This is a genomic window from Agrobacterium sp. NPDC090283, from assembly GCF_044769685.1.
Lineage (GTDB): Bacteria > Pseudomonadota > Alphaproteobacteria > Rhizobiales > Rhizobiaceae > Agrobacterium.
The window spans coordinates 546,571-562,507 of the sequence record NZ_JBIVYG010000001.1 but is presented as its reverse complement, the minus strand read 5'-3'; the positions used below and the strand labels follow the sequence as shown (position 1 = coordinate 562,507).

The 15,937-nt window shown below is 59.9% G+C and carries 17 protein-coding genes; 1 reads left to right on the top strand and 16 read right to left on the bottom strand.

All coding sequences use genetic code 11. From position 1 onward, the window contains the following. Positions 1-38 precede the first annotated feature (38 nt). From ACIQUH_RS02795 to ACIQUH_RS02720, 16 genes are all read right to left on the bottom strand, one after another. On the bottom strand, positions 39-287 hold the full coding sequence (locus ACIQUH_RS02795; RefSeq protein ID WP_006312479.1) for a GlsB/YeaQ/YmgE family stress response membrane protein: 249 nt from the start codon (positions 285-287) through the stop codon (positions 39-41). 97 nt (positions 288-384) lie between these two features. Next, a complete protein-coding gene (gene lpdA, locus ACIQUH_RS02790; protein ID WP_400812392.1) occupies positions 385-1,830 on the bottom strand; it encodes a dihydrolipoyl dehydrogenase in 1,446 nt (481 codons plus the stop codon). Positions 1,831-1,890: 60 nt separating this feature from the next. Continuing rightward, complete coding sequence (locus ACIQUH_RS02785; protein WP_400812390.1) at positions 1,891-2,532, bottom strand: SGNH/GDSL hydrolase family protein; 642 nt, start codon at positions 2,530-2,532, stop codon at positions 1,891-1,893. Next, positions 2,529-3,002, bottom strand: coding sequence for a hypothetical protein (locus ACIQUH_RS02780; RefSeq protein WP_400812388.1), 474 nt, complete (start codon positions 3,000-3,002; stop codon positions 2,529-2,531). Before ACIQUH_RS02780 ends, ACIQUH_RS02785 begins: the two co-directional genes overlap by 4 nt. A gap of 12 nt (positions 3,003-3,014) precedes the next feature. After that, a complete protein-coding gene (locus ACIQUH_RS02775; protein WP_400812386.1) occupies positions 3,015-4,373 on the bottom strand; it encodes a pyruvate dehydrogenase complex dihydrolipoamide acetyltransferase in 1,359 nt (452 codons plus the stop codon). A gap of 14 nt (positions 4,374-4,387) precedes the next feature. Next, the gene (locus ACIQUH_RS02770; protein ID WP_400812385.1) at positions 4,388-5,788 is read right to left on the bottom strand and encodes a pyruvate dehydrogenase complex E1 component subunit beta; all 1,401 of its coding nucleotides are present in this window, start codon (positions 5,786-5,788) and stop codon (positions 4,388-4,390) included. Positions 5,789-5,805: 17 nt separating this feature from the next. Continuing rightward, the gene (pdhA, locus tag ACIQUH_RS02765; protein ID WP_400812384.1) at positions 5,806-6,849 is read right to left on the bottom strand and encodes a pyruvate dehydrogenase (acetyl-transferring) E1 component subunit alpha; all 1,044 of its coding nucleotides are present in this window, start codon (positions 6,847-6,849) and stop codon (positions 5,806-5,808) included. A gap of 153 nt (positions 6,850-7,002) precedes the next feature. Next, positions 7,003-7,320, bottom strand: a complete 318-nt coding sequence (locus tag ACIQUH_RS02760; protein WP_004441601.1) for a septum formation initiator family protein — start codon at positions 7,318-7,320, stop codon at positions 7,003-7,005. A 304-nt stretch (positions 7,321-7,624) separates the two neighbouring features. Beyond that, on the bottom strand, positions 7,625-8,899 hold the full coding sequence (gene eno / locus ACIQUH_RS02755; protein WP_065115527.1) for a phosphopyruvate hydratase: 1,275 nt from the start codon (positions 8,897-8,899) through the stop codon (positions 7,625-7,627). A gap of 149 nt (positions 8,900-9,048) precedes the next feature. Continuing rightward, entirely contained in the window at positions 9,049-9,894 is an 846-nt protein-coding gene (kdsA, locus tag ACIQUH_RS02750) for a 3-deoxy-8-phosphooctulonate synthase (protein ID WP_400812381.1), read from the bottom strand. Beyond that, positions 9,894-10,763 carry a VOC family protein gene (locus ACIQUH_RS02745; protein ID WP_400812379.1) on the bottom strand — a complete coding sequence of 290 codons (870 nt, stop codon included), beginning with the start codon at positions 10,761-10,763 and terminating at the stop codon, positions 9,894-9,896. The genes kdsA and ACIQUH_RS02745 overlap by 1 nt, the downstream gene beginning before the upstream one ends. 104 nt (positions 10,764-10,867) lie before the next feature. Then, complete coding sequence (locus ACIQUH_RS02740) at positions 10,868-11,305, bottom strand: RpiB/LacA/LacB family sugar-phosphate isomerase (protein ID WP_003521371.1); 438 nt, start codon at positions 11,303-11,305, stop codon at positions 10,868-10,870. Between the two features lie 61 nt (positions 11,306-11,366). Continuing rightward, complete coding sequence (dhaL, locus tag ACIQUH_RS02735; protein ID WP_400812377.1) at positions 11,367-12,011, bottom strand: dihydroxyacetone kinase subunit DhaL; 645 nt, start codon at positions 12,009-12,011, stop codon at positions 11,367-11,369. Between the two features lie 11 nt (positions 12,012-12,022). Then, complete coding sequence (locus ACIQUH_RS02730; protein ID WP_400812375.1) at positions 12,023-13,015, bottom strand: dihydroxyacetone kinase subunit DhaK; 993 nt, start codon at positions 13,013-13,015, stop codon at positions 12,023-12,025. A 21-nt stretch (positions 13,016-13,036) separates the two neighbouring features. Further along, complete coding sequence (locus ACIQUH_RS02725) at positions 13,037-13,936, bottom strand: sugar phosphate isomerase/epimerase family protein (RefSeq protein ID WP_400812373.1); 900 nt, start codon at positions 13,934-13,936, stop codon at positions 13,037-13,039. A gap of 151 nt (positions 13,937-14,087) precedes the next feature. Beyond that, positions 14,088-14,975: a LysR substrate-binding domain-containing protein gene (locus ACIQUH_RS02720; protein WP_400812371.1), complete on the bottom strand. Its 888-nt coding sequence runs from the start codon at positions 14,973-14,975 to the stop codon at positions 14,088-14,090. Between the two features lie 169 nt (positions 14,976-15,144). On the opposite strand from ACIQUH_RS02720, the gene ACIQUH_RS02715 reads away from it, so the two are divergent. After that, on the top strand, positions 15,145-15,906 hold the full coding sequence (locus ACIQUH_RS02715) for an SDR family NAD(P)-dependent oxidoreductase (protein WP_400812369.1): 762 nt from the start codon (positions 15,145-15,147) through the stop codon (positions 15,904-15,906). Positions 15,907-15,937: the final 31 nt, after the last annotated feature.

The following is a 15,937-nucleotide window of genomic DNA, read 5'->3' as shown; positions in this document are numbered from 1 at the left end:
CCAGAAAAAGCGTAAGCCCCTTCCGGTCATGCAGCCCGTTAGCGCCGCACCAGCTTTGCCACAAACAGCAAGAGGCTGGCGCCAAGGAAAGACGTGACGAAATAACCGAGCCTGCTGTCCTGCACGAAGACATCGAGGGTGCGAAGGACGGCGACGGCGACAACTGAACCGACAATGCCCAGAATGATATTCATGAAGATGCCGAAGCGCATGTCCATGAGCTTGCCCGCAAGCCAGCCGGCGAGACCGCCGATGATGATTGCTGCAATCCAGCCTACACTTTCCATTCCCACGCTCCCTGAAAGAACCGGTCCCTTAAGTGGCCGGTATCGAGACATATGGGACACCCGGCAAGGTTAGACAATGCCGGGCATCACGCGGCACTTATGCGTTCAGCACACGCCCATAGGCGTCAAGCACGCTTTCCTTCATCGATTCCGAAATGGTCGGATGCGGGAAGATCGTGTGCATCAGATCCTCTTCCGTCGTCTCCAGATTCATGGCGACAACGAAACCCTGAATGAGTTCGGTGACTTCCGCACCGACCATGTGGGCGCCAAGCAGCTCACCGGTCTTCTTGTCGAAGATGGTCTTGACCATGCCCTGGTCCTCGCCAAGCGCAACGGCCTTGCCGTTTGCCGCAAAGGAGAAGCGGCCGACGCGGATGTCGCGGCCCTGTTCCTTGGCCTTGGCTTCGGTGAGGCCGACCGAGGCGACCTGTGGGTTGCAATAGGTGCAGCCCGGAATCTTGAGCTTGTCCATCGGGTGAACATTCGGCAGACCGGCGATCTTTTCGACGCAGATCACGGCCTCATGCTCGGCCTTGTGGGCGAGCAGCGGCGGGCCGGCGACATCGCCGATGGCGTAGATGCCGGGCACATTGGTCTTGCCGTAACCGTCGATGACGATGAAACCGCGATCGGTCTTCACGCCGGCAGCCTCAAGGCCGATGCCCTCGATATTGGCGACGACGCCAACGGCGGAAATCATCCGGTCGGCCGTGATCTTCTCGGAAGAACCGTCCTTCTTCTCGAGCGTCGCGGTGATGGAGTTCGCGCCCTTCTCGACCTTGGAAACCTTGGTTTCCAGATGGATCTTCATGCCCTGCTTCTCTAGCTGCTTCTTGGCGAAGGTGGAGATTTCCGCATCTTCGACCGGCATGACCTGGCTCATGATTTCGACGACGGTGACGTCGACGCCCATGGTGCGGTAGAAGCTGGCGAATTCGATGCCGATCGCGCCCGAACCCATGACGAGCAGCGACTTAGGCAGTTCGTCTGGCTTCATCGCCTCGAAATAGGTCCAGATCAGCTTGCCATCCGGCTCGATGCCGGGCAGCGCGCGCGGGCGTGCACCGGTGGCGACGATGATGTGCTTGGCAGTGTAAGTGCCCTCGCCCAGCGTGTTCTTCGGCACGGGACCCTGCGGCTGAACCACCGGCTTGGTGGATTTACCAACGACGATTTCGCCCGGCTTGGTGATCTTGGCTTCACCCCAGATGATGTCGACCTTGTTCTTCTTGAACAGGAAACCGACGCCGTTGTTCATGCGCGCAGCAATGCCGCGCGAGCGGGCGACGATTGCCTTCACATCAGGCTTGATCGAACCTTCCAGCGTCAGGCCATAATCCTTGGCATGGGTGGCGGTGTGCATGACATCGGCGGTGCGCAGCAGGGCTTTGGTTGGAATGCAGCCCCAGTTGGAGCAAATGCCTGCCAGATGCTCGCGCTCCACGACGGCAACCTTCATGCCGAGCTGGGCTGCGCGGATCGCGGCAATGTAACCGCCCGGTCCCGAACCGATGATGATGACGTCATAAGATTGAGCCATTGGAAATCCTGCCTTGTCTTGTTCGGATGACGGTAAACCGTTCCGAAACGAGAATTGTTGTCAAAGTCCGAGCATCATGCGGACGACGGGTTCCAGCCCGCGCCCGATGGCCCGCGTGTTTTCAGCATCGAGATGGACGCCATCCACCGGCGTCGTGCGGGCGACGGACCCGGCATCGAAAAAGCCACAATCGAGTTCGTCGGCAAGGTCCCGGTAGACCGAAGCCAACATCGCCGATTCATCGATCGCATCGCGAAAGAGCGCGCCCATCACGGGGTTCGCCGTTTCGCAAAGCTGCGGCGGCGCGACGATCAGCACGTCAGGCGCTTCCCAATCCGGCACCTGCCAGACATGGTTGCGCGTGAGTTTCACCAACCGCTCGATACCCTTCATGGCGACGATGGCCGATCCATGGATCGACGGTTTCATGTCATTGGTGCCGAGCATGATGATGACGAGATCAAGCGGCGCGTGGCTGTGCAGCAGCGTCGGCAAAAGCCGCGCGCCATTGCGGTCGCAATCGGCCGTCAGATCGTCATAAGCAGTGGTGCGGCCGCCAAGACCTTCGTGAATCACATGCACGTCGGAACCGAGCGCCTTCTGCAAGACGCTCGGCCAAAGATCGTCATGGCTGTGCCGGCCACCCGTTTCCGCATTTGAACCCCAAGTGAGGGAATCGCCAAAGCAAAGAACTGATTTCATGCCGGATTTCCGAGTTTACCCAAATTGATTGGCCCTTTAAGTCGATGATTGATACCGATCCAGTTGATCAAGATCGCCACTACGCCTGGTACAAATGCACCGAAAGCATAGATCTGGTCGTATCTCGAAGACAAATCGGCATATCGCCAAAACAAATACGCCAATCCACCTGCAACAACCGAAATCAGCACCACCGTCGCCACAGCCATGGCCTTTCCGGGATCCTGAAACAGGAGTGCGACTAAAGACGCCCCCGCGATCACCATGGCTAAAGGAACGAGATTTACGCACACAAGGAAGAAGCCCTGATCCACGATTGGCTCTTCGCCAGCGCCGGGCGTGACGGCGAACGCAACGGCAAAAAATGCCGTCAGCCCGCCTAATAGCGCCCAGAAAGCTGAAGAGACCGAAATAGCAAAAGCACGCTTCAGCGACACCCTAGCTTCTTTCGTTTGCTCTTCAGCTGTCATCTCACTCTCCGATTAAACCAGCATGCCCATCGGGTTTTCGATGTAGCGCTTGAAGGCGCCGATCAGTTCGGCTCCGAGCGCGCCATCGACGCAGCGGTGGTCGGTGGAAAGCGTGACCGTCATGACATTGGCGATCTTGATCTCGCCATTCTTCACGACAGCGCGTTGCTCGCCCGCGCCGACCGCCAGAATGGTGGCATGCGGCGGGTTGATGACGGCGGAGAAGCTTTTCACGCCCATCATGCCCATGTTGGACACGGCGGTCGTGCCGCCCTGATATTCCTCGGGCTTCAGCTTGCGCTCTTTCGCGCGCTTGCCGTAGTCCTTCATCTCGTTGGAGATGGTGGAGAGCGACTTCTCTTCCGCCTTGCGGATGATCGGCGTGATCAGGCCACCCGGAATGGAAACGGCGACGCCGACATCCGAATGCTTGTGCTTGACCATGGCGCTTTCCGTCCACGAGACGTTGGCGTCAGGCACGTCGCGCAGCGCAAGGGCCAGCGCCTTGATGACCATGTCGTTGACCGACAGCTTGTAGACCGGCTTGCCGTCCTTTTCGGGAGCAGCCGCGTTGAGCTGGGCGCGCAGCGCCAGAAGCGTATCCAGTTCGCAATCCACGGAGACGTAGAAGTGCGGAACCGTCTGCTTGGATTCGACCAGGCGCTTGGCGATGACCTTGCGCATGCCGTCATGCGGCACCAGCTCGTAGGAACCCGGTTCGAACAGCTTGAGAACCGCTTCGTCCGACTGACCCTTGGCGAGTGCCGGAGCCGGTGCACTTGGCGATGCAGCGGCGGCCGGAGCAGCCTTTGCACCGCCGGAAGCGACAGCTTTTTCCACGTCGGTCTTGACGATGCGGCCATGCGGGCCGGAACCGGACACGGCCGAAAGGTCGAGACCGGCTTCCTTGGCGAGACGGCGGGCAAGCGGCGAAGCGAAGATGCGCTCGCCGGACTTTGCAACCGGAGCCGGCGTGGAAGGTGCCGCTGCCTGATCGGCCGCCGGCTTTTCAGCCTTGGCCGGTGCAGCTTCTTCCTCCGGCGCTTCGGCCTTGGCGGCTTCCTGCTTCGGAGCTTCCGCCTTGGCGGAAACGGCAGCGCCGCCCTTTGCCGCCTCGGCCACATCCTCGCCATCGGCGGCGAGGATCGCGATCAGGGCATTGACCTTGACGGCTTCGGTGCCGGCCGGAACGACCAGCTTGGCAACGGTGCCCTCGTCGACGGCTTCCACTTCCATGGTCGCCTTGTCGGTCTCGATCTCGGCAATCACGTCACCGGGTGCGACCTTGTCGCCTTCCTTGACCAGCCACTTGGCCAGATTGCCCTCTTCCATCGTCGGAGAAAGGGCAGGCATGGTGATGTTTATCGGCATCGAAACGCCTCCCCTTACTTGTAGCAGACGGTTTTGACGGCCTGAACGACTTCATCGACGTTCGGCAGAGCCAGCTTTTCGAGGTTTGCCGCATAAGGCATCGGAACATCCTTGCCGGCGATCGTCAGGATCGGCGCATCGAGATAATCGAAAGCGGCGCGCATGACCTGGTTGGCGATGAAGTCACCGACCGATGACTGCGGGAAACCTTCCTCGACCGTGACGAGACGACCGGTCTTCTTGACCGATTCGATGACGGTGGGCAGATCCATCGGGCGGATGGTGCGCAGATCGATCAGTTCGACGTCGATGCCGAGCTTTTCGAGTTCCGCAACCGCCTTGATCGCATAGGTCATGCCGATGCCGAAGGAAACGATGGTCGCATCCTTGCCCTTGCGGTGAATGCGCGCCTTGCCGATCGGCAGCACGAAATCATCGAGCTTCGGCACTTCGAAGCTCTGGCCGTAGAGAATTTCATTTTCCAGGAAAATGACCGGGTTCGGATCGCGGATAGCTGCTTTCAGCAGACCCTTGGCGTCGGCTGCCGTGTAGGGCATGACGACCTTGAGGCCCGGAATATGGCTGTACCATGCGGCGTAACATTGCGAATGCTGCGCGCCAACGCGGGCAGCAGCACCGGACGGACCACGGAACACCATCGGAGCGCCCATCTGGCCACCCGACATGTAAAGCGTCTTGGCCGCCGAGTTGACGATCTGGTCGATCGCCTGCATGGCGAAGTTGAAGGTCATGAATTCGACGATGGGCTTGAGGCCCGTCATCGCAGCGCCGACGCCGATACCGGCAAAACCATGCTCGGTGATCGGGGTGTCGATAACACGGCGGTCGCCGAATTCCTGCAACAGGCCCTGGGTGATCTTGTAGGCGCCCTGATATTCGGCAACTTCCTCACCCATGACGAAGACTTTTTCGTCGGCGCGCATTTCTTCCGCCATGGCGTCGCGCAGCGCTTCGCGCACAGTCGTCATCACCATTTCCGTGCCGGCCGGAATATCCGGATCGGCCGCGACGTCGATTTTCGGGGCGGCCGGAACCTTGGCGGCGCTCGGCTCTTCGGCGGCTTCGCGGGTCTTGCCGCCAGCGGCGTCCGAAGTGGAATTTGCGGCCTCGGCCTTCGGCGCGGAAGCGGACGCAATATCGTCGGCGCTTTCACCGTCCTGAAGAAGAACGGCGATAGCCGTATTGACCTTCACACCTTCGGTGCCGGCGTCGATCAGCAGCTTGCCGATGACGCCTTCGTCGACGGCTTCCACTTCCATGGTCGCCTTGTCGGTCTCGATCTCGGCGATCACGTCGCCGGAGGTGACCTTGTCGCCTTCCTTTTTAAGCCACTTGGAAAGCGTGCCTTCCTCCATGGTCGGGGAAAGGGCGGGCATAAGAATTTCTACAGGCATGGGTTTCCCTTTCCCGATCAGAGCAGAATGTCGGTGTAGAGCTCGGAGACATCCGGCTCTGGGTCGTTCTGGGCGAAGTCGGCGCTGTCGGCGACGATATCGCGGACATCCTTGTCGATGGCCTTCAATTCGTCTTCGCTTGCCCAGCCCTGCTCCAGAAGCCGCGCCTTGACCTGCTCGATCGGGTCATGTTCGGAGCGCATCTTCTGCACTTCGTCTTTCGAACGGTATTTCGCCGGGTCGGACATGGAGTGACCGCGGTAACGGTAAGTCAGCATTTCAAGAATGATCGGACCCTTGCCGGAACGGCAATGGTCCAGCGCCTGGTCGGCGGCGGCCTTGACGGCGCGCACATCCATGCCATCCACCTGGATGCCGGGGATGCCGAAGGACTGGCCGCGCAGCGAGTAGTTCGACTGGGCGGTGGCGCGGGCGGTCGAGGTGCCCATGGCATAACGGTTGTTCTCGACGATATAAATGATCGGCAACTTCCAGAGAGCCGCCATGTTGAAGCTCTCGTAGACCTGGCCCTGGTTGGCAGCGCCATCGCCGAAATAGGTCACGGAGACATTGTCGTTACCACGATATTTGTTGGCGAAGGCGAGACCGGTTCCGAGCGACACCTGCGCGCCGACGATGCCGTGGCCGCCGTAGAAATGTTTCTCCTTGGAGAACATGTGCATGGAGCCGCCCTTGCCTTTCGACAGGCCACCCTTGCGTCCGGTCAACTCGGCCATGACGCCGCGCGCGCTCATGCCGAGCGCCAGCATGTGGCCGTGGTCACGGTAAGCGGTGATGACCTGATCGCCGTCCTTCTGCGACATCTGCATGCCGACGACAACGGCTTCCTGGCCGATATAGAGGTGACAGAAACCACCGATGAAGCCCATGCCGTAAAGCTGGCCGGCCTTTTCCTCGAAACGGCGGATGAGCAGCATTTCACGGTAAGCGTGAAGCTCTTCTTCCTTCGAGAAGTCCGGGCTGTTCTTGCCGGTGAATTCGGTTGCAGCCTTTGCCGTTATCTTTCGGCCGGATACGGTCGCTGGTTTTCGCGGCGCCATTCATCCCTCCCTGAGTTGCCGTTTGAATGGATAGAGTGGCGCGTACCATATGCAAGAAAATGCCATGCAGCAATGCTTTAAACGCATGGCACATATTCACGCTAAGATGCTGTGAATAAATCAAAAATGTTAAATTAACCTGATTTCAGTTAATTAGAAATATGTGTTCATGATGACGATTTCGTCCGTGCGGGACATATTCAGCTGGTAGCGGGAAATCTCGTCGATCATGTCGCGCTCAAGCGAACCATCGCTCAGCAATTCCACCTGCCGCTCCAGCGCCACACGCGCCTGCGTCAGCTTGGCAAGCTCGGCCGTCCGGGTAATACGCTGCCGCTCCAGCCGCTCCGTCGCCTGCAGGCCGAAGTCGCCATGGATGGAATGATAACCGAAATAGGAAAGAAAAGCGATCGTGATGGCCGGAACGATCAAACGGCCGAATCGTCTTTTTTTATGATGTCTGGTCCACATGCCGGAGAGAAGCCTTAAAACGCATAACCTTTGAGTCTCAAGACTAAGCCGGATTGTTTAACTATCCGTTGACCTTAAATTCCAATCGGCAAATGGGCATGAAAAAGCCCGCCGGAAGGCGGGCTTGATTTGCCGTTGGACCTGCCCCTCTCTGCAGTCATCCTCGCCCTTGAGGCGAGGATCCATAAGCGGACCGGAGTGGATCCTCGGGTCGAGCCCGAGGATGACGTCTCATATGTTGGCGGGTATTTCACCAACTTTAGCCCGCCAGACAGCGGGCCACGTATCCAAACCCGAACGCGGATTAGCCGCGCAGGATCGAACGGCCGGCGTAGGCAGCCTGCGGGCCCAGCATTTCCTCGATGCGGATCAGCTGGTTGTACTTTGCGAGCCGGTCTGAACGGGCAAGCGAACCGGTCTTGATCTGACCGCAGTTCGTGGCAACGGCGAGATCGGCAATGGTCGAATCTTCCGTCTCGCCCGAACGGTGCGACATGACGGCGGTGTAACCGGCCTTGTGCGCGGTCTCAACCGCATCCAGCGTCTCGGACAGCGAACCGATCTGGTTGACCTTGACGAGGATGGAGTTGGCAACGCCCATCTTGATGCCGTCACGGAGACGCGCCGAGTTGGTGACGAAAAGATCGTCGCCGACCAGCTGGCACTTGTTGCCGATCAGATCGGTGAGCGCCTTCCAGCCGTCCCAGTCGTCTTCAGCCATGCCGTCTTCGATGGAGATGATCGGATACTTGGCAACGAGTTCGGCCAGATATTCAGCCATCGCGCCGGATTCCAGCGTGCGGCCTTCGCCTTCGAGCACGTATTTGCCGTTCTTGAAGAATTCCGTCGATGCACAGTCGAGGCCGACATACATGTCTTCACCCGGGCGATAGCCAGCCTTTTCGATCGACTTCATGATGAAATCGAGCGCTGCCGGTGCGCTTTCGAGACCGGGCGCAAAACCGCCTTCGTCACCGACATTGGTGTTGTGGCCCTGAGCGGACAGTTCTTTTTTCAGCGTGTGGAACACTTCCGAACCCATACGCACGGCTTCGCGGATGTTTTCCGCGCCGACGGGCAGGATCATGAATTCCTGGAAGTCGATAGGGTTGTCGGCATGGGCGCCGCCATTGATGATGTTCATCATCGGAACCGGCAGCAGATGCGCGTTCGGGCCGCCGACATAACGGTAAAGCGGCAGGCCGGAGGCTTCAGCCGCAGCCTTGGCGACGGCAAGCGAGACGCCGAGGATGGCGTTGGCGCCGATGCGCGACTTGTTCGGCGTGCCGTCAAGCGCGATCATCGTCTGGTCGATCTGTATCTGGTTTTCAGCATCGAAACCGCCGATGGCGTCGAAGATTTCGGTATTGACGGCTTCTACCGCCTTTTCCACGCCCTTGCCGAGATAACGCTTGCCGCCATCGCGCAGCTCAACCGCTTCATGCGCGCCGGTGGAGGCGCCGGACGGAACGGCCGCACGGCCCATGGAGCCGTCTTCGAGATAGACATCGACTTCAACGGTCGGGTTGCCGCGGCTGTCGAGGATTTCGCGCGCGATGATATCGGTAATGGCAGTCATGGTCTCTCCCTTGGGAATGGAACAGATATTTTCCGTCGCCTGTCTTAGACGATGGCGAAGAAATTACAATGACGACGGGCAGCAGAAACGGCCCGCCCGCCATTAAAATCGATTGGCACGGACCGTGCCCGCCGTAGCGCCCCCGCCCCTCAGGCTTTGGTAATGGCGTCGAAAGCGAGCAGCTTTTCCAGCAGCTTCGGCATGTCCTTCAGATGAACCATGTTGGGGCCATCGGACGGTGCATTGTCCGGGTCCTCATGGGTTTCGATGAAGAGGCCTGCGACACCGACCGCAACGGCCGCCCGCGCCAGAGTCTCGACGAATTCGCGCTGGCCACCCGTTGAGCCGCCCTGCCCGCCCGGCTGCTGAACCGAATGCGTGGCGTCAAAGACAACAGGCGCACCGAGCGAAGCCATGATCGGCAAGGAGCGCATGTCGGAAACAAGCGCGTTGTAACCGAAGGAGGCGCCGCGTTCGCACAGAAGCACATTCGGATTGCCGCTCTCATTCAGCTTGGCAAGCACATTCTTCATGTCCCAGGGGGCGAGGAACTGGCCCTTCTTGACATTGATGACGCGGCCGGTTTTCGCGGCGGCGACGAGAAGATCGGTCTGGCGGCTGAGAAAGGCCGGGATCTGCAGCACATCCACCACTTCGGAAACGATGGCGCATTGTTCTTCGGTGTGAATGTCGGTCAGAACAGGAAAGCCGAATTCCTTCTTGAGATCGGCGAAAACCTGCATTGCGCTCTCAAGGCCGATGCCGCGCTTGCCGGAAAGCGAAGTACGGTTCGCCTTGTCGAAGGACGACTTATAAACGAGCCCGATCCCCAGCTTGTCGCAAAGCTCCTTCAGGACGCCAGCGATCATGAAGGCATGCTCGCGGCTTTCCATCTGGCAGGGGCCGGCGATCAGCGAAAAACGCTCGGCGTTGGAGAAGGAAACCTTGCTGGCGCCATCGCCGGCGGTGACTTTGAGATTGTTCGTAACGCTCATCATTTTTCCTCGAAGGCGAATGCAACGCCCTGACCGGGTGCTGCGGACACCACCAGACGGCCGTCCGCTTCTGCGCTGGAGACGCCATTAGCAGTAAGCACCGCTTCTGTCACGGCAAGATCGTCAACGGAAAAGACGATGCCTGCGCCGTGCAGTCCATTCGGAGGATTGAGCAGGCTTTCGCTGAAGGCCGGTTTTTGGTTCAGCCTGATGCGCGCATTGCCGGTCGCAAAAACAATGTCTCCGTCTGGAGACATCTCCTCTTCACAGGCAAATACCGTTTCGATCAGACGGACCGCGTTCGGATCGCCGCCGGAAAACAGAACGATCTCACTGAGGCCGGAAGCACCATTGGCGTGGCGCTCCAGCACCGCCCGGTCGTTCGGCAAAGCCTGCAATCGCTGGCAGCTGAACAGAAAGAAATCCGAAGCAGCGCCGCTCGCTGCGAATGCCAGCCGGAATGCCGCCTCACTCTGTGAGCCATCCGGCATCCGCACGGGCCGTGAAAATTCAAAGATATCGCCTGCCGAGAAGCCGGATGCGGAAAACCTGTCGTGATCGGCAATGGCGCTTTCGCTTCTTGCCACCAGGGCCGAAAAACCCTCCTCGCCATGACGCTGCCGAAAGGCCCGGTCCCTAGCGGTGAACACGTCGCCCCTGTTCACCGAGTCATTATATTTAGCCGGGTCAGCAATCGCGAGCGGTTCCAGATAGGTGCCGTCCGTGAAGAAAATGCAGGCATTCTGCGTGCCGAAGGGATGGAGGGCCTCCGGAGCGACGGTGAAGCCGAGAGCCTCAAGGCGGTCTTTCGCCACGGCAAGAGACTGTACCGGCAAAACGAGATGATCGACACTATTTCGGTTCACCATTTTCGAGCCCCTGTGCTGCGGGTTTGTGCGTGACAAAAGCACAGATGACGCCAGCAATGCAAACAGTCAGCTTCGCCCGGCCGGCCCGGTCACGCACCTATGGCTCACCGGCATGCATCGAGACGGTTGATCGCCTCCACGTTTTTCGCCGAAGATCCTTTCGGATCGAAATCCGATGCCAGCCAGGTGTCGACGATGGCTTTCGCCAGTTCCGGTCCGATGACGCGGGCACCCATGGTGATGATCTGGGCATTGTTGGATTTCGCCGCCCGTTCGGCGGAATAGGTGTCGTGGGTCAGGGCGGCGCGGATGCCGGGCACCTTGTTGGCGGAAATGCAGACGCCTATCCCCGTTCCGCAAAACAGCAGGCCGCGATCGAATTCGCCGGCGATGATACTGCCGGCCACGGCTTCGGCCAGATCGGCATAAAATCCGTCCTGGCTTCGATCCACGACCGTCAGCCCTTGCCTGCCGGAAAGATGGGCGAGCACCGCATCCAGCAGGGGTTTTCCGGCGCTGTCGGCGCCCGCGACAATTCTCATTTCCAAATCTCCCGTTAGTCGCGAGCGAGCCCCGACGGGCTGCAGCCGCCATGTCCTGTTTTCACGATTGCAATCTGGCCTGTGCGCCTTCGGCAAGGCTGCGCAAGATGAGCGCGCAGGAGGTGGCGCCCGCGTCGAGAACACCGAGCGAGCGCTCGCCGAGACGACTGGCGCGACCGATCTTCGCCACGAGATTGATGGTCGAATCCCTGCCGGTTTCGGCGGCGGCGACAAGGGCGGCGGCGGCATCGTGGAACGACGCGCCCGAGGCGGTGGCGGTGTCGAATGCCTTAACCGCCGGCACCAGCGTATCCAGCAGCGTCTTGTCGCCCACCTTCGCGGAACCGATGGAACTGACGCCTTCGAGGCCGGCATGCAGCATTCTGCTGAAGGACGGCGCATCGATAAGCTCGGCATTTTCGATTTTCTCGGCGAATTCCGTAAACATCACCCCATAAAGAGGCCCCATGGAACCGCCGATTTCCGTCATCAGGACCGTGCCGAGCGTATCGAGCGCCTTAGCGAGCGAGGCGTCCTGACCTCTCAGCCGGTCTGCGGCCATACCAAATCCCTTGGCCATGTTCACACCATGGTCGCCATCGCCGATCTTGCCGTCGATCTCGCTGAGATAGGCGCGATTTTCGATGATCCTTTCGGCCATGGAGAGAACGATGTCGCCGGCCTTGGCGTTCTGAAAAGACTGCATGAATTTTCTCCTCACAGCATAACGGTGCAAAGCGCTTCGACATCGAGCAGCGGCTTCAGCTCGTCATCCAGCGCCATCACGGTCAAAGTCGCGCCCACCATCTCAAGCGAGGTGAAATAGTTGCCGACATAGGTTTTGTGGATTTTCAGGCCACGCGCCGAAATCTCGGATTCGATCGTATCGTTGAGGATGTAGAGTTCATTGACCGGCGTCGCGCCAAGGCCGGAGACCAGCACCGCCACCTCGCTGCCGGCCGGCAGGTTGTGATCATCGAGAACGATCTTGCACATGTCCTTCGCCACGTCAGCGGCGGATTTCAGCTTCTCGACGCGAACGCCGGGTTCGCCATGGTGGCCTATGCCCACTTCCATCGTGCCCGGTTCGATCTGAAAGTTGGGATGACCGACCGCCGGCAGGGTGCAGGGGCCGAGACCGACGCCGATTGAGCGGCAACTGTCGATGGCCTTCTGGGCGGTGGCGCGCACCTCCTCCAGCGAAGCGCCGCTTGCCGCCTTGGCGCCGCCGATCTTCCACATGAAGATTTCGCCAGCGACACCACGGCGTTTCTCACGCTCGCCGGGGGCGGCGGAACACACATCGTCATTGGCGACGACGGTGGCGATCTCGATGCCGTCTTTCGCGGCGAGCTTTGTCGCCATTTTCACATTCATGTTGTCGCCGGCATAGTTGCCGTAGAGCACGATCACGCCCTTGCCGCCATTGGCCTCGCGGATCGCATCGTGAAAGCTCTTGGCCGTGGGCGATGAAAACAATTCGCCGACGGCGACGGCATCCAGCATGTTGCGGCCGGTATAACCGATAAAGGCCGGCTCATGCCCGGAACCGCCGCCCGTGACCACCCCGACCTTACCGGCGACCGGTGCGCCCCTGGCAACGACGACACGCGGATTTTCCGCAAGACGCACGATGTCGCGATGCGCCTTGACGAAGCCTTTTACCGTATCCTCGACCACCTCATCGGGGTTATTCACAAATCTCTGCATAACTCTCCTCCTTTATGCCGTCTACGCGCCAGCCCCTGCCGCTGCTCCGGCGACAGCGGCCGAGTTCGCGGCTCCGCCTCCGGCCAATCCTCTTTTGACCGCGTCAAGCGAAGCCGTCAGCGCCTGCTCTATTTCCCGAAGCGATGCGGGACTGATACGCCTTACCGGCTGGGCATCCGCGCGACGGTGAAGGCGTGCTGGAAACTCGATGCTGATCGGCATCTCCGGCTTTTTGGCAATCTCACCGAGCAGCTTGCGGCAATCGATATCGCCCTCGCCCACCGGCACGAAAAACCAGCCTTCCGGCGTGCGTTTCACATCCTTGATATGCGCGTGGACCGAGGCAGGCAGCGCCGCCACCGCGTCGTCAGCAAAATCCCTAAGTTGCGGACGGTGGGACGCGGTATTGGCCGCGTCATAATTCAGCCCCAGCCATGGGGAACCGAAACGCCGCGTGAGCGCGATGCCCTCCTGCGCGATATTGAAAAGGTTGTCGCTGCCGTCGCCGGGATTTTCCAACCCAATCACGATGCCGAAGGCCTCGGCACGGCGTAGAAGCACCTCGATATTGCGCAGGAACTGTTGTTCGCGCTGCCGGGCTGCAGCATTGGTGGCGATTACCCTCGCACCGATTCCCGCCGCAAAGGCCATTCTGCCGGTGAAAATTTCAACGGAATCGTCCAGTCCAAGATCGATATGCGACGACATGGCATGGCAACCGAGCCCGGCATCGCTCAGCGAGCGGCGCCATGACGCCATTTCAGCCGGCAGGAACGCGCTTTCGTCGAATGGTTCGGTATAACCGACGATAAAGGCAGGCTCCACATGGCGAAAACCGATCCTGGCGATGCTCTCCAGCATCTCCTCGCGCCCATAGCCGTCATATGGCGCGCCGGACGCCGATATGATGCGATCTTTCATGCAATCCTCCCCTTGAGACGCAGCCGAAGGGACGACGCCGATCACGCTGCAACCTCATTATTCCGACCGGAAAATGACGGAGAGGTCCGCTCGTGAGCAAGCGGAAAAAATTAACGCGCCGGTGAATTCAATTCACGTAACGGCCACACTCCTATTCAAATGCAGGGTCCTGCAGATCTTCGATCAGCCAGTCGGCAAACCGTCTTGCCAGCCTGCGCTGGCTGCCGGATTTGGGAAAAGCGAGATAGTGGCCGACATAGTGAAGATCCTGCGTCGCGCCGCTCAAGGGCGCGACCAGCCGCCCGGATTTTATCTCGCGATGGGCAAGCCGTGTCGATTCCAGCGCCACACCAATGCCGTTTGCGGCGGCATCGATCGCCAGGAAACTGCGGTCGAAACTCATGGCCTGAATGGGCGGCTTGCCGAGCCCATTGGCCTCGAACCAGTCCGGCCATTGCAGACGTTTGTTGTCGCTTCGAATAAGCAATTGCCGGTTCAAATCGCGGGGCGTCCTGATCTCGTCCGCAAGCGCCGGCGAACACAGTGGCGTGACACGCTCGCTGCCCAGCGGAATGACAATCAGATCATCTCCCTGCGGTTCGCCATAGATGATATCTGCATCGAATTCACCATCGACGAAGCGCACATAGGCGGTGCTTGCCGCCAGCCGCACCTCGATCCCCGGGTTGGCGCTCAGAAATTGCGGCAGGCGCGGAGACAACACCTGCGCCGCGTAGCTTGGGGCGCAGTGCAGGCGCAGAAGATGGGATCGGTTGGAAGAAACCACCTCGATGCCCTGCCGCAGCTCCTCGAAGGCGTTCGATGCATGGGTCAGAAGCGTCTGCCCCGCCGCCGTCAGGCGCACGGTTCGCGTCGTGCGCTCGAAAAGCGGGGTACCGAGCACCCTTTCCAGCTTGACGATGGCGTGGCTGACGGCGCTCGCCGACAGGTTGAGCTCATCGGCAGCGGCGCGGAAAGAGCCAAGCCGGGCGGCGGATTCGAAAGCGCGGATGGAGGTGAGTGAAATGCCGTTCAACATTCGATTACTGAAGCAGATTCATGAGATGATGTAAACTTCGCGTTTGAAGCGCCCTCTGCCCATCTGCAATATCGAGGCTGCATTCGTCGCAGGACGGGATGCGGCGGCAGGTCGGGAGCACCGCCGTCAAGCGTATGGAGCCGGCCCGTCCGGCTTGGGAGGATTGCTTATGTTGTTGAATGGAAAGACCGCGGTTATTTCAGGCGCCGCCAGCAAACGCGGCATCGGCCGCGCCACGGCGGAACTTTTCGCCCGCCACGGCGCCCGCGTCGCCATCGTGGATCTGGATGAAGCCGGCAGCATCGAAGCCGCGGCCTCGCTTGAAAAAGTGGCTGGTGGCGAGCATCTCGGCGTCGGCGGTAATGTGGCGGATCGCGCCTCCTGCGAAGCGGCCGCGCAAAAAGTCATCGCCGCTTTCGGTAAGATCGATATCCTCATCAATAATGCCGGCATTACCCAGCCGGTGAAGACGCTCGACATTACGGCCACGGACTGGCAGCGCATCGTCGATGTCAACATGACCGGTGTGCTGAATTTCAGCCAGGCCTTCATTCCCAACATGCGCGACAATGGCGGCGGCTCGATCGCCTGCATGTCGTCGGTCTCCGCACAGCGCGGCGGCGGTATTTTTGGCGGACCGCATTATTCGGCGGCCAAGGCCGGCGTTCTCGGGCTGGCAAAGGCCATGGCCCGTGAATTCGGCCCTGACGGCATTCGCGTCAATTCCGTCACCCCCGGCCTGATCCAGACCGACATTACCGGCGGCAAGCTCACCGACGACATGCGCCGCGACATTCTCAAGGGCATTCCGCTCAACCGTCTCGGCGACGCCATCGATGTCGCCAATATCTATCTTTTCCTTGCGTCGGATCTCTCCTCCTACGTCACCGGCGCGGTGGTCGATGTGAATGGCGGAATGCTCATTCACTGAGAACCACCTTTCGAAGCCGGGAAACCGGCTT

Coding starts and splice junctions, on each gene's coding strand:
- ACIQUH_RS02725 (WP_400812373.1), bottom strand. CDS start 13,936: ATGAAAGATCGCATCATATCGGCGTCCGGCGCGCCATATGACGGCTAT.
- ACIQUH_RS02760 (WP_004441601.1), bottom strand. CDS start 7,320: ATGTGGACCAGACATCATAAAAAAAGACGATTCGGCCGTTTGATCGTT.
- ACIQUH_RS02780 (WP_400812388.1), bottom strand. CDS start 3,002: ATGACAGCTGAAGAGCAAACGAAAGAAGCTAGGGTGTCGCTGAAGCGT.
- lpdA (WP_400812392.1), bottom strand. CDS start 1,830: ATGGCTCAATCTTATGACGTCATCATCATCGGTTCGGGACCGGGCGGT.
- ACIQUH_RS02730 (WP_400812375.1), bottom strand. CDS start 13,015: ATGCAGAGATTTGTGAATAACCCCGATGAGGTGGTCGAGGATACGGTA.
- ACIQUH_RS02770 (WP_400812385.1), bottom strand. CDS start 5,788: ATGCCTGTAGAAATTCTTATGCCCGCCCTTTCCCCGACCATGGAGGAA.
- ACIQUH_RS02785 (WP_400812390.1), bottom strand. CDS start 2,532: ATGAAATCAGTTCTTTGCTTTGGCGATTCCCTCACTTGGGGTTCAAAT.
- ACIQUH_RS02715 (WP_400812369.1), top strand. CDS start 15,145: ATGTTGTTGAATGGAAAGACCGCGGTTATTTCAGGCGCCGCCAGCAAA.
- eno (WP_065115527.1), bottom strand. CDS start 8,899: ATGACTGCCATTACCGATATCATCGCGCGCGAAATCCTCGACAGCCGC.
- kdsA (WP_400812381.1), bottom strand. CDS start 9,894: ATGAGCGTTACGAACAATCTCAAAGTCACCGCCGGCGATGGCGCCAGC.
- pdhA (WP_400812384.1), bottom strand. CDS start 6,849: ATGGCGCCGCGAAAACCAGCGACCGTATCCGGCCGAAAGATAACGGCA.
- dhaL (WP_400812377.1), bottom strand. CDS start 12,011: ATGCAGTCTTTTCAGAACGCCAAGGCCGGCGACATCGTTCTCTCCATG.
- ACIQUH_RS02720 (WP_400812371.1), bottom strand. CDS start 14,975: ATGTTGAACGGCATTTCACTCACCTCCATCCGCGCTTTCGAATCCGCC.
- ACIQUH_RS02775 (WP_400812386.1), bottom strand. CDS start 4,373: ATGCCGATAAACATCACCATGCCTGCCCTTTCTCCGACGATGGAAGAG.
- ACIQUH_RS02795 (WP_006312479.1), bottom strand. CDS start 287: ATGGAAAGTGTAGGCTGGATTGCAGCAATCATCATCGGCGGTCTCGCC.
- ACIQUH_RS02745 (WP_400812379.1), bottom strand. CDS start 10,763: ATGGTGAACCGAAATAGTGTCGATCATCTCGTTTTGCCGGTACAGTCT.
- ACIQUH_RS02740 (WP_003521371.1), bottom strand. CDS start 11,305: ATGAGAATTGTCGCGGGCGCCGACAGCGCCGGAAAACCCCTGCTGGAT.